The organism is Stenotrophomonas terrae (assembly GCF_039674165.1).
In the GTDB taxonomy this organism is placed as follows: domain Bacteria; phylum Pseudomonadota; class Gammaproteobacteria; order Xanthomonadales; family Xanthomonadaceae; genus Stenotrophomonas; species Stenotrophomonas terrae_A.
Genome location: NZ_JBDJMY010000004.1, coordinates 38433 through 50796, shown reverse-complemented (window position 1 = coordinate 50796; position 12364 = coordinate 38433). Strand labels below are relative to the sequence as shown.

The window sequence follows — 12364 nt, the reverse complement described above, 5'->3', positions numbered from 1 at the left end:
ACGATCAACCCTCGTTCATGCGCTGCAGACCGGCATCGGCCAGGCGCGTGATCAGGCGTTCGAGTACCTGTTCCTCTTCCTCGGTGAGCGCTGACATCAGCCGCCGTTCCATCTCGATCACCATCGGCGCGATGGTCTCGTAGACCTCGAAGCCTGCCGCAGAAAGCGCCAGCACCGAGCGGCGACGGTCATCGCCATGGGTCTCGCGTTTGATGAAGCCACGCTCCAGCAGGCGCGCCACCGCGCGGCTGACCGCCACCTTGTCCATCGCCGTGCGCTCGGACACTTCGCTGGCCGAGGAGCCCGGATACAGCGCCAGGATGGTGATGACCCGCCATTCGGGGATAGCCAGGCCATAGCGCTCGCCGTACAGCCGGGCGATGTTGCCGCTGACCCGGTTGGACAGCACGCTGATGCGGTAAGGCAGGAACTGCTCAAGATCCAGCAACACGTGCGAGGCGCGGATGCTGGTGGACTTGCTGTAATCGGAAGAGCTCATGCTGCAGTGCACCTTGATGGTGGTTTCATGTGAAACTATAACCTTCGGTCCAGACCCGCTTTTTTGCGGCGGATCTTCCTGTTTTCATCGCCGGCACCCCGGCGACCGCCATGCTTCCGGAGGCCACCATGAACACCCCTACCGCATCCAACGCGCCCAACCTGGGCATGCAGGTCACCACCTTTGAAAACCCGATGGGCATCGATGGTTTTGAGTTCGTCGAGTTCGCCGCACCGGCTGGACAGGCTGCCCAGCTGCACGCCTACTTCAAGAACATGGGGTTCACGGCCGTACTCCGCCACCGGCAGCGTGCTATTACCGTCTACCGTCAAGGCGGCGTCAACTTTCTTGTGAACGAGGAGCCCAACTCGTTCGCCGCCGACTTCGCCACCAAGCACGGCCCGAGCGCCTGTGGCTTCGCCATCCGCTTCCAGAAGCCGGCCGCCGAGGTGCTTTCGCTGGCCCTGAGCAACGGTGCCGAGGAAGTGGACCTGCTGGCTGAAACCCGCGCGGTGCCGGCCCCGGTGATCAAGGGCATTGGCGACTGCATGCTGTACCTGGTGGACCGTTACGGCCAGGCCGGCAGCATCTACGACGCCGACTACGTGGCCATTGAAGGCGCCGAGCAGAACCCGGTCGGCTTCGGCCTGACCTTCATCGACCACCTGACCCACAATCTGTACCTGGGCAACATGCAGCAGTGGTCGGATTACTACGAGCGCCTGTTCAACTTCCGCGAGATCCGCTATTTCGACATCAAGGGCACCAAGACCGGCCTGGTGTCCAAGGCGATGACGGCACCGGACGGCGTCGTGCGCATCCCGCTCAACGAGTCCTCCGACCCGAAGAGCCAGATCAATGAATACCTGGACGCCTACAAGGGCGAGGGCATCCAGCACATCGCCTGCTTCACCGACAACATCTACGACACGGTTGAAGCGATGCGTGCGCAGGGCATTGATTTCCTGGATACGCCGGACACCTACTTCGACGTGGTCGACCTGCGCATTCCGGACAACGGCGAAGACGTGGAACGTCTGCGCAGGAACAAGATCCTGATCGACGCCGACCCGGAAACCAAGCAGCGCAAGCTGCTGCAGATCTTCACCAAGAACTGCATCGGCCCAATCTTCTTCGAGATCATCCAGCGCAAGGGCAATGAAGGGTTTGGCGAAGGCAACTTCCAGGCCCTGTTCGAGAGCATCGAGCGCGACCAGATGGACCGTGGCGTGCTGTAAGGCGCAACGCGCTATAGGACATAGCCCCTCTCCCGTCGGGAGAGGGGTTGGGGTGAGGGCGAAGCTGCTAAAGATCATGAAAGGCGCAAGGAGGCCGTTTCATGAGCTACAGCAGCAAGCCACCACTACCGACGGTCACCCTTGGTCGTGCCCGCAGGCTTCGCCGTAACCTGACCGACGCCGAGCGCAAGCTCTGGAACAGATTGAGGAATGGCCAGCTGTGTGGGCTGAAGTTTCGCAGACAGCATCCGGTTCCGCCGTATATCGTTGATTTTTACTGTGAGGCCAAACGGTTGGTGGTGGAGCTTGATGGCTCACAGCACAATGAAGACGTCGATCGCGTACGCACTCGCTTTCTCGAGCAGCAAGGTTTGACCGTATTGCGCTTCTGGGACAACGATGTGCTGCTGCAGGTGGATGCGGTGCTGGAAGCCATTTTTATGATGGCTGAAAGCCTTACCCTCACCCCAACCCCTCTCCCGGAGGGAGAGGGGCTTTAAGTGCCCTAATACAGGCAGGTTCGCGATGGTCAGCAACGCTTATCAATCCGGCTTCGGCAATGAGTTCGCCACCGAGGCTGTGCCCGGCACCTTGCCGGTTGGACGCAATTCGCCGCAGCAGGTGGCGCACGGGCTGTGTGCCGAGCAGTTGACCGGCACAGCGTTCACCGCGCCGCGTGGCAGCAACCGCCGCAGCTGGCTGTACCGCATCCGCCCGGCGGCGATGCACGGTGAATTCACTCCGTTCGAGCAGCCACACCTGCACAGCGATTTCAGCCACGCCGCGGCCTCGCCCAACCAGCTGCGCTGGGACCCGCTGCCGCTGCCGGCCACGCCCACCGATTTCATCGATGGCCTGTACACGATGGGTGGCAACGGTTCGGCCGAAGCCCATGCCGGTGCCGGCATCCACCTGTACGCCGCCAACGCCGACATGCGCGGGCGCTATTTCTACAACGCCGATGGCGAGCTGCTGATCGTGCCGCAGCTGGGCCGGCTGCGCCTGCGCACCGAGATGGGCGTGATCGATATCGAGCCACAGCAGATCGCGGTGATCCCGCGCGGTGTGCGCTTCGCGGTCGAGCTGCCGGACGGCCAGGCGCGTGGCTATGTATGCGAGAACTTCGGCGCGCTGTTGAAGCTGCCCGACCTCGGCCCGATCGGCAGCAACGGCCTGGCCAATCCGCGCGACTTCGAAACCCCGGTCGCCGCCTATGAAGATCTGGACGGCAAGTTCGAGCTGGTCGCCAAGTTCCAGGGCCGGCTGTGGCGTGCGGACATCGGCCATTCGCCGCTGGACGTGGTTGGCTGGCACGGCAACTACGCGCCGTACCGCTACGACCTGCGCCATTTCAATACCATTGGCTCGATCAGCTACGACCATCCGGATCCCTCGATCTTCCTGGTGCTGCATTCGGCCAGCGATACGCCGGGCACCAGCAACCTGGATTTCGTGATCTTCCCGCCGCGTTGGCTGGTGGCGCAGAACACCTTCCGTCCGCCGTGGTTCCACCGCAACATCGCCAGCGAGTTCATGGGCCTGATCCACGGCGCCTACGACGCCAAGGCCGAGGGCTTCGTGCCGGGCGGCGCGTCCATGCACAACTGCATGACCGGCCACGGCCCGGATGCGGCGACCTTCGACAAGGCCTCGCAGGCCGACCTGTCCAAGCCCGATGTGATCAAGGACACCATGGCCTTCATGTTCGAAACCCGTGGCGTGATCCGCCCGACCGAGCAGGCGATGGACGCCGCGCACCGCCAGCGTGGCTACCAGGCCTGCTGGAGCGGGCTGCGCAACAACTTCAGCCCGCCCAAGGGCTGAGTCAGGCCGGCAGCGGTGCTGCTTCCAGCACCGCTGTCAGATGCGCCTCGGGCAGCACTTCCTGCAGGCGTCCACGCACACGCTGGGTGTAGCCAGCCGACGTCATCGCCGGCAGGTGGCTGAGCGCCAGCTTCAGTGCATTCACCGTATCGCCTTCCTCGCGCGCTGCCTGCAACAGCTTGTGCAGCTGGGCGGCGGTGGGATTGCGCTGCAGTGCCAGGATATCCAGCACATAGATGCGTGCGGCGACCATCGAACGCCGCCGTTCCGCGCTGGCCTGTGCCGGGGCGGAAGCGAGGGCAGCGGCCACGGTCGCCGTTGCGGGCGCTGCAGCGGGCGGGGCAGGGGCGGCATCGGCCTGTAGATAGCCCTCGCGTCGCAGCTGCGCGATGAGCTCGGGGACATCATTGCCAAGCATGCCGCTCAGTTCGGCCAGGCTGCGCTTGCCATCGCACAGGATCAGCGCTCGCCGTTGGCGCAGGTCCAGCGCGGCACGGTGCGTCTGCAGCACGGTGTGGCCAAGTTCGGTCTTGTGCGGGTGCATGGGCGGTGGCATGGGCGACGTAGGCGCCCAGCCTGTCGCCGTCAGGTGAAACCGCGATGACAACGGTCTTCGCGCGCGGCGGCCATGCTTGCCGCTAGACTCGGCCCCGGACCTGCCTGGAGCCACCGCATGAATCGCACAAGCCTGCCGATGTCATTGTTCGCCGCCGTGTTGCTTGTGGCCTGCCAGCGCACGCCGCCCGCCGAGCCGCTGGCCGTCGAACCCGCGGCCACGCCGGCGCCCGCGCCAGCGCCGGCAAGCACCGCGCCGGTGGCAAGCAGCGATGCCGATTGGCAAGGCTATGGCGCCGCCCAGCTGGGTATCGACGTCGACCAGCTGCGTGCGGTGTGGGGCAGCGAACTGCAGGGCGACGCGGCGGCCGACGGCGGTTGTTATTACCTCTCGCCGGCCGCGCACACCGAGGGCGGGCCGTTCTTCATGCTCGAAGAGGGCAAGTTCGTGCGCTATGACGTACGCGGTGGCGATACCGCCGCGCCGGGCGGCGGCAAGATCGGCATGGATCTGAGCCAGTTGCAGTCCTTGTATCCGCAGGCCGAACCGGTGCAGCCGCACAAGTACGTTGCCGACGGCAAGGTCCTGCGGGTGCCGGCAACCGACGGCAGCCAGGGGGCGCTGGTGTTCGAGCTGGGCGCCGACGGCAAGGCCACGGTGTGGCGGGTAGGCCTGCCGCCGCAGGTGGATTACGTGGAAGGCTGCGGCTGATACCCTGCTGCGGCAACGGGCGGTAGCGCGGGCATTGCCCCGCCACTGCCGTCATCAACGCCGGGAGTCAGCTGCAATGTTCGAAGCTTTCATATGGTTTGTACTGGGGCTGGTGCTGCTGGCCCTGGGCGGCGACTCCATCGTCAAGGCCGCCTCCGGTCTGGCCCAGCGCTTCGGTGCCTCGCCGTTCGTCGCCGGTTTGTTGCTGGTGGCCTTCGGCACCTCGCTGCCGGAGCTGGTGGTCAATGTCCGCGCCTTCGCGGTGGGCGCGCAGGAACTGGCACTGGGCAATGCGGTTGGTAGCAACATCGTCAATGTCGGGCTGACCCTGGGCCTGGCTGCGCTGGCCTTCCCGCTGATGGTGCGCACGCGCCTGCTCTCGCCCTTGCTGGTGCTGCTGGCGGTGGCCACGCTGGCCTTGATCGTGTTTGGCCTGGACGGTGCCATCAACCGCATCGAAGGCAGCGTGCTGCTGCTGGGTTTTGTCGGCGTGCTGGCCTTCCTGCTCAAACGCGCACGGCATGAGCCGGTGGCGTTGCAGGAAAGCATCATCAACTACGCCACCACCCGTACCGGCCTGGGCTTGAACCTGATCCGCCTGGCCATCGCCGCGGTGGTGTTGTATTACGGCGCCCGCTTCGTGGTGCAGTCCGCACCGGTGATCGGCGCCGGCTGGGGCATGTCGCCGCTGCTGGCCGGCCTGCTGCCGGTGGCCATCGGCACCGCCCTGCCGGAAGTTGCCGCAGCCATCGCCGCCGCTCGCCGCGGGCAGGGTGACATGGTTGTCGGCCACGTGATCGGCTCCAGCCTGTTCAACGTGCTGGTGGTGATTGGTGGCATGGCGGCACTGCGGCCAATGCCGCTGCCGGCCTCGTTCGTGCGGCTGGAACTGCCGGCGGCGATCGTGTTCGTGCTGATGCTGTACCCGATGCTGCGCGGCGACCTGAAGGTCAGCCGTGGCGAAGGCGCGGTGTTGTTTGTCGCGTTTCTGGCGTGGGTCGGCCTAGAGCTGGCGTTGTTCGCCGTGTAGGAGCGGCGTAAGCCGCGAAGCCACTGCAACTGCGGCGGCAACGGGGCTTGTAAGTGCATTTATTCCGGCGCTTTGAACGCTGTTGGCTTCGCGGCTGACGCCGCTCCTACAACCGCTCTTACCGCGAGGTGTCGTCTTTAGGCGGCTCGGGCCGGCTTTCCATCATCAGCGACAGCGCCGCCTTGGCCATCAGGTGGGCGCTGATCGGGGCGGTGATGAACAGGAATACGGTGATCAGCAGCTCGCGCGGCTGCGGGTCCTGGCCGAGGAAGATGTGGTACGCCACCGAGCACACCAGCACGCAGCCCACGCCCAGCGTGCTGGCCTTGGTGGGGGCGTGCAGGCGCTTGAAGAAATCGGAGAAGCGCACCAGGCCCAGCGCGCCGACCAGGATGAAGAAGCAGCCAAAGGCCAGCAGCGCCGACAATGCGATCTGCAGAAACGTGATCATTCGACGATATCCCTGCGCAGCACGAATTTGCTCAGCACCACCGTGCTGCAGAAACCCAGCATGGCGATGATCAAGGCGGCCTCGAAGTAGATGGCCGAGTCCAGATACATGCCGAACAACATCAGTTCGGCGATGGCGGTGACCGACAAGGTGTCCAGCGCCAGGATGCGGTCCGGCACGGTGGGGCCGCGCAGCAGCCGCCACAGCGCCAGCAGCATGGCGATGCCGACCACGTGCATGCATACCACCAGCGTGGTTTCGAATATCTGGTAACCGTTCACGGGAAGATCTCCATCAGCGGCGCTTCGTAGCGGCTCTTGATCTCGTTGATCAGGGCATTGGCATCTTCAAGGTGCAGTACGTGCACCAGCAGATGGCGCCGGTCCTCGGACAGCGCCGCCGACACCGTGCCCGGGGTCAGGGTGATGAAACTGGTCAGCGCGGCGATACCGTGGATGTTGGCGATATCCAGCGGCACCCAGATGAAGCCGGGCTTGAGCTTGTCTTCGCGGCCCAGCACCTGGGCGGCCACGCGCAGGTTGCACACCAGGATGTCCCACAGCACCACCGCGATCAGCTTGGGTACCGGCCGCAGCGTGCCGAGGCGGGCGAACTCGCGGTCCAGGCGCGCGGCGAACAACGGGATCACGATACCCAGCAACAGGCCCAGCACCAGCTGGCCGAGGTCGAAGCTGGAGGACATCACCATCCAGAACGCGACCACGGTGATCGACAGGGCTGGCGAGGGGAACACCCGGCGCAGCAAGGGGCGACGTTCGCTCATGGCTGCCTCACCTGCGGCGCAGTGCCGCGTACATCGTGCAGGTATTGATCCGGTGCCAGCAGCTGCGCGGCGATGGCATCGGTCTGCCGCATCAGCGGCGCGGCGAACACGCTCATCAGCACCACATAGCCCAGCAGCAGGCAGGTGGCGGTGGTTTCAAAGGGGCGCGCTGGTGCATCCACGGGTTCGGGGTCCGGGATGGCGGCGTCATCATCGCCGGGCACGCGCCAGAACAGGCGGATGCCGGTACGGGCCAGGCCCATGATCACCAGCAGGCTGCTGCCCAGCACCACCGTCCAGACCACGCCGGTATGCGCATCGGGTACCGCTGACAGCAATGCTACCTTGGCCAGGAAACCGGCCAGTGGCGGCAGCCCGGCCACCGCCACCGCGCTGACCAGGAACAGCAGGCCCGGCACGGTTCTGCTCGGCAGTACGGCGGCGAGCTCATGCTCGCGGCGGCGGTCAGCCTGCACGCGCCGGCGGCGCATCAGGTCGGCGATCAGGAACAGCGCCGCGGCGGCAAAGGTGCTGTGCGGCAGGTAATACAGGCCGGCGGAGATGGTGCCGGCATTGCCCAGGGCAAAGGCGATGAACAGCGTCGCCGCCGATACCACCACCAGGTAGGCCACCAGCACGCTCATGCGGGTGGCTGCCAGCGCACCCAGTGCGCCAACCACCAGGGTGGCGATGCCGGCCCACAACAGCCAGTCGCTGCCATAGCCGCTCATCGCGCCGGCGTCGGCGTCGAACCACAGCGAGGTCACCCGCAGCACCGAATACAGGCCTACCTTGGTCATGATCACGAACAGCGCTGCCACTGCGGCCGGCGCGCGTGCATAGGACTCGGGCAGCCACAGGTACATCGGCAGCAGCGCCGCCTTGGAGCAGAACACCAGCAGCAGCAAGCCCAAGGCGGCCTTGGCCAGCTTCAGGTGCGAGGGCGGCAGCTCGGCCACACGCTGGCCGATCTCGGCCATGTTCAAGGAGCCCAGGGTGGCGTAGAGCATGCCCAGCGCGATCAGGAACAGGGTCGAGGCGGTGACGTTGAACACCACGTAATGCAGGCCGATGCGCATGCGCAGGCCGCGCCCACCGGACAGCAGCAGGCCGTAGGAGGCGATCAGCATCACCTCGAAGAACACAAACAGATTGAAGATGTCGCCGGTCAGAAAGGCGCCGTTGAGGCCGACCAGCTGGAACTGGAACAGCGCATGGAAGTGCGGTGCGCGCCGGTCCCAACCGGTACAGGCATACAGCAGGCAGGGGATGGCCAGCAGCAGCGTGGTGGCCAGCATCCAGCCGGCCAGGCCGTCGGCCACCAGGGCGATGCCCAGCCGCGCCGGCCAGTCACCCAGCAGGTAGGCCGAGATCTGGCCCTGGCTGGTCTGCGCGACCAGCAATGCCACCGCCACCGCCAGCGCCGCCATGCTGGCCCAGGCCACGCTGCGCTGCACTTTGGGGCCGTAGCGGCGGTGTTCGATGAACAACGACAGTGCAGCGCCAAGCAGCGGGATCAGGATCGGCAGGATCACCAGGTGGTTCATGCGCCGGCTCCCGGCTTGGTCGCATCGTCAGCCGGCAACTCGGGCTCGTGCGCGTCCACGTGATCGCTGTTGTTGTCGCTGCGGCTGCGCATGGCCAGCACGATGCTCACCGCGGTCATCGCAAAGGCGATCACGATGGCGGTCAGCACCAGCGCCTGCGGCAGGGGATCGGTGTAATGGGCCAGGCTGGTGGCCACGCCATCCTTGAGCACCGGCGCCTTGCCGATCACCGGCCGGCCGGCGCTGAAGATCAGCAGGTTGGTGGCGTAGGACAGGAAGGTCATGCCCAGGATCACGTCGAAACTGCGCGCACGCAGCAGCAGGTAGATGCCGATGCCGGCCAGTACGCCGATGGCGCTTGCCAGTGCCAGTTCCATCAGTGCATCTCCCCGGTGCGTGCCGAACGGCGGTGGATATCGATTTCGCCATTGCGGGCATTGCGGGTGCGCGAGGGCTTGATGGTGCCCATCATCGACAGGATCAGCATCACTCCGCCGAACACCACCAGGTAGACGCCGGTATCAAAACCAATGGCGCTGGCCAGCGGCACGGTACCTATCAAGGGCAGCTCCAGGTCCAGGTGGCCGCTGGTCAGGAACGGCACGCCGAACAGCATCGAGGCCGCGCCACTGAGCAGGGCGATCAGCAGGCCCAGGCCGATGCAGCGGATGTAGTCGAAGCCGAAGCGCGACTCCACCGACACCGTGCCCTGGATCACGTACTGGATCAGCAGCGGCACCGCCAGCACCAGGCCGGCGATGAAGCCGCCACCCGGCGCGTTGTGGCCACGCAGGAACAGGAAGATCGACACCGTCAGGGTCAGCGGGAACATGATCTGGGCCAGATCGGCCGGTACCGGCAGCTTGATCGGCGGGCCGGGCATGATCTGTTCCGGCGCCATCCGCGTGCGCCGCAGCATGGCGTGCACCACCAGTGCGGCGATGCCGAACACGGTGATCTCGCCGAAGGTATCGAAGCCGCGGAAGTCGACCAGGATCACGTTGACCACGTTATGGCCGTAAGCCTCGGGCAGGGAGCGCAGCAGCATCTCACCGGACATGGTGTTGGGCGGCAGCGTCATCAGCGAATAGGCCAGCGCAGCGATGCCGGTGCCGGCAATGATCGCGAGCAGCGCATCGCGGCGCTTGCGCCAGCGTGAGTGTTCCGGCGGTGACTGCGTTGGCAGGTAGTTCATGCCCAGCAGCATCAGCGCCAGCGTCACCATCTCCACCATCAACTGGGTCAGGGCCAGATCCGGGGCCGACAGGAACACGAAGGTCAGCGCCACCATCAGCCCGGTGCCGCCCATCACGATCACCGCCAGCAGGCGCTGCTGGTACAGGAACAGCCCGGCAAATGCGCACGCCAGCATCACCAGCCACAGCGTCCAGCCCAGCAGCGGCAAGGATTGCGGCGCCGGCCACACCGGCATGGCCGGGTTGGCGATGTACGGCGCGGCGGCGACGATCACCGCAACCAGCACCAGGGCAAACAACATGCGCTGCAGGCTGCCATTGGCCAACGCAGTGGTGAGGCTGTGGGCGAAGCCGAACAGCAGATCGAGGGCGCGGTGGAACAGGTGCTTGCCGGTGGGGCGGTTGCGCGCGGCGTACAGATCGGTGAAACGACGCAGGCCGAAATACAACGCCACGCCGCCAACCACGCCCACCGCGCTCATCGCCAACGGCAGGTTGAAGCCATGCCATACCGACAGGCTGTACGCCGGCATCGAGGCACCCAGGATGGAAGCGGCCGCGGTCTGCAGAACCGGCGCAATGGTCAGCGCCGGCGCGATGCCCACCGCCAGGCAGATCACCACCAGCACTTCCACCGGCACCTTCATCCAGCGCGGCGGCTCATGCGGCACCACGTCGATGTCGACCGGGCCCTTGCCGAAGAAAGTGTCGTGGACGAAGCGCAGGCTGTAGGCCACGCCGAGCACGCCGGCCAGCAGGGCGGCGGCGCTGATTGCCGAGCGCATCCAGTCCGGGCCCTGCGTCGCCAACGCTTCGGCGAACAGCATTTCCTTGGACAGGAAACCGTTGAGCAGCGGGATGCCGGCCATGGCCAGCGAGGCGACGATGGCCAGCGCGCTGGTGATCGGCATCAGCTTGCGCAGGCCGCCGAGCTTGCGCATGTCGCGGGTGCCGGTTTCATGGTCGATGATGCCTGCGGCCATGAACAGCGAGGCCTTGAAGGTGGCGTGATTGAGGATGTGGAACACGCCCGCCACCACCGCCATCGGCGTGGACAGACCAAACAGCAGGGTGATCAGGCCCAGGTGCGAGATGGTCGAATAGGCCAGCAGGCCTTTGAGATCGTGCTGGAAGATCGCATTCCAGGCGCCGACCAGCAGGGTGATCGCGCCAATGCCGCTGACCACGTAGAAGAACAGCTCGGTGCCGGCCAGGGCCGGGTGCAGCCGCGCCAGCAGGAACACGCCGGCTTTCACCATGGTGGCCGAATGCAGATAGGCCGAGACCGGGGTGGGCGCGGCCATCGCCTGCGGCAGCCAGAAGTGGAACGGGAACTGCGCGCTCTTGGTGAAAATGCCGGCCAATACCAGCAGCAGTGCCCACGGGTACAAGGTGCTGGCGCGGATCAGGTCACCGGAGGCCAGCACCACGTCCAGATCGAAACTGCCGACGATGCGCCCGATCAGCAGCACGCCGGCCAGCAATGCCAGGCCGCCTGCGCCGGTGACGATCAAGGCCATGCGTGCGCCTTCGCGGGCGTCCTTGCGGTGCGACCAGAAGCCGATCAGCAGGAATGAACTGATGCTGGTCAATTCCCAGAACACCACCAGCAGCAACAGATTGCCAGCCAGCACCATGCCCAGCATCGCGCCCATGAACAGCAGCAGGTAGCTGTAGAAGCGGCGCGCGCTGTCCTTGGCCGACAGGTAGTAATGCGCGTACAGCACTACCAGCGCACCGATGCCCAGCACCAGGCCGGTGAACATCCATGCCAGCCCATCCAGGCGCAGGCTGAAGTCCAGCCCGATCTGCGGCAGCCATTGCCAGCTGTTGCGGATCACCTCGCCATCGATCACCGCCGGCGTCACGCTGCCGAGCAGGGCCAGGCCCAGCACCGGTGCGGCTGCGGCCATGCATGCGGCTGCTCCGCGGGACAGGCGGCCTATCAGGGCGATGGCCGCTGCCAACAGAAAGGGCAGCGCAAGCAGCAGCAACAGGACTGGCGTCATGTAGGGCGCGGTTCATAAAGGGGTTTTGCAGTCTAACAGGCGATTTTTTCGATCCGCGACTTTTTATGAATGATCCGTTCGGGTTAGATCGCCCAAGCCAGTACTGCCAGCGGCTGCGGCCGGGAAACGCAAAAGTGCCGCATTGTGGCGAACTGCCGAGGCTCACTCCGATCCGCCGGAGCGGGTTGACAGCTTGTAGGAGCGGCGTAAGCCGCGAAGCAGGCAATGCCGGAACCACCGAGGTAGAGCCGAGCCATGCTCGGCTGAAGCTTTACCGGTGACGCCCCTTGCCGAGCATGGCTCGGCACTACAGGGCCGCGCCCAGTAGAACGACATTCCTGTGCCAGGCCGCTCTGATTGTAGGAGCGGCGTGAGCCGCGAAGCACGCAATGCCGGAACCACCGAGGTAGCGCCGAGCCATGCTCGGCTGAAGCTTTACCAGTGACGCCTCTTGCCGAGCATGGCTCGGCACTACAGGGCCGCTCCCAGGAGAACGACATTCCTGTGCAAGGCCCGCCA

13 protein-coding genes are annotated in these 12364 nt (G+C 65.5%); 5 read left to right on the top strand and 8 right to left on the bottom strand.

Annotated features, from left to right (window positions below; genetic code table 11):
* Positions 1 to 4: 4 nt before the first annotated feature.
* Positions 5 to 499 carry a MarR family winged helix-turn-helix transcriptional regulator gene (locus ABE493_RS02890; protein WP_057626456.1) on the bottom strand — a complete coding sequence of 165 codons (495 nt, stop codon included), beginning with the start codon at positions 497 to 499 and terminating at the stop codon, positions 5 to 7.
* A 128-nt stretch (positions 500 to 627) separates the two neighbouring features.
* Here ABE493_RS02890 and hppD point away from each other — a divergent pair, with 128 nt between their 5' ends.
* The 3 genes from hppD (at position 628) to hmgA (ending at position 3561) form a co-directional block, all read left to right on the top strand.
* Positions 628 to 1737, top strand: a complete 1110-nt coding sequence (gene hppD, locus ABE493_RS02885) for a 4-hydroxyphenylpyruvate dioxygenase (RefSeq protein WP_346497100.1) — start codon at positions 628 to 630, stop codon at positions 1735 to 1737.
* 101 nt (positions 1738 to 1838) lie between these two features.
* On the top strand, positions 1839 to 2237 hold the full coding sequence (locus tag ABE493_RS02880; RefSeq protein WP_346497098.1) for an endonuclease domain-containing protein: 399 nt from the start codon (positions 1839 to 1841) through the stop codon (positions 2235 to 2237).
* Between the two features lie 25 nt (positions 2238 to 2262).
* Positions 2263 to 3561: a homogentisate 1,2-dioxygenase gene (gene hmgA / locus ABE493_RS02875; RefSeq protein WP_346497096.1), complete on the top strand. Its 1299-nt coding sequence runs from the start codon at positions 2263 to 2265 to the stop codon at positions 3559 to 3561.
* Position 3562: 1 nt separating this feature from the next.
* Here the strand turns inward: hmgA and ABE493_RS02870 are convergent, their stop codons facing one another.
* On the bottom strand, positions 3563 to 4105 hold the full coding sequence (locus ABE493_RS02870) for a hypothetical protein (protein WP_346497094.1): 543 nt from the start codon (positions 4103 to 4105) through the stop codon (positions 3563 to 3565).
* A gap of 156 nt (positions 4106 to 4261) precedes the next feature.
* On the opposite strand from ABE493_RS02870, the gene ABE493_RS02865 reads away from it, so the two are divergent.
* Together ABE493_RS02865 and ABE493_RS02860 are read left to right on the top strand one after the other, a co-directional pair.
* Entirely contained in the window at positions 4262 to 4828 is a 567-nt protein-coding gene (locus ABE493_RS02865; protein ID WP_430980704.1) for a lectin, read from the top strand.
* 76 nt (positions 4829 to 4904) lie between these two features.
* Positions 4905 to 5858 carry a calcium/sodium antiporter gene (locus tag ABE493_RS02860; protein WP_346497090.1) on the top strand — a complete coding sequence of 318 codons (954 nt, stop codon included), beginning with the start codon at positions 4905 to 4907 and terminating at the stop codon, positions 5856 to 5858.
* 118 nt (positions 5859 to 5976) lie between these two features.
* Here ABE493_RS02860 and ABE493_RS02855 read toward each other — a convergent pair whose 3' ends face one another.
* Genes ABE493_RS02855 through ABE493_RS02830 form a run of 6 tightly spaced genes read right to left on the bottom strand, consistent with a single transcriptional unit; the run spans position 5977 to position 11845 of the window.
* Complete coding sequence (locus ABE493_RS02855) at positions 5977 to 6309, bottom strand: Na+/H+ antiporter subunit G (protein WP_346497088.1); 333 nt, start codon at positions 6307 to 6309, stop codon at positions 5977 to 5979.
* Positions 6306 to 6548: a K+/H+ antiporter subunit F gene (locus ABE493_RS02850; protein ID WP_312371080.1), complete on the bottom strand. Its 243-nt coding sequence runs from the start codon at positions 6546 to 6548 to the stop codon at positions 6306 to 6308. The genes ABE493_RS02855 and ABE493_RS02850 overlap by 4 nt, the downstream gene beginning before the upstream one ends.
* Positions 6549 to 6586: 38 nt before the next feature.
* Positions 6587 to 7093 carry a Na+/H+ antiporter subunit E gene (locus ABE493_RS02845; RefSeq protein WP_346497086.1) on the bottom strand — a complete coding sequence of 169 codons (507 nt, stop codon included), beginning with the start codon at positions 7091 to 7093 and terminating at the stop codon, positions 6587 to 6589.
* The gene (locus ABE493_RS02840) at positions 7090 to 8640 is read right to left on the bottom strand and encodes a monovalent cation/H+ antiporter subunit D (RefSeq protein ID WP_346497084.1); all 1551 of its coding nucleotides are present in this window, start codon (positions 8638 to 8640) and stop codon (positions 7090 to 7092) included. The genes ABE493_RS02845 and ABE493_RS02840 overlap by 4 nt, the downstream gene beginning before the upstream one ends.
* A complete protein-coding gene (locus tag ABE493_RS02835) occupies positions 8637 to 9017 on the bottom strand; it encodes a Na+/H+ antiporter subunit C (RefSeq protein ID WP_346497082.1) in 381 nt (126 codons plus the stop codon). Before ABE493_RS02835 ends, ABE493_RS02840 begins: the two co-directional genes overlap by 4 nt.
* Positions 9017 to 11845 (bottom strand): monovalent cation/H+ antiporter subunit A, encoded by a 2829-nt coding sequence (locus ABE493_RS02830; protein ID WP_346497080.1) that lies wholly within the window; start codon positions 11843 to 11845, stop codon positions 9017 to 9019. Before ABE493_RS02830 ends, ABE493_RS02835 begins: the two co-directional genes overlap by 1 nt.
* Between the last annotated feature and the right edge of the window lie 519 nt (positions 11846 to 12364).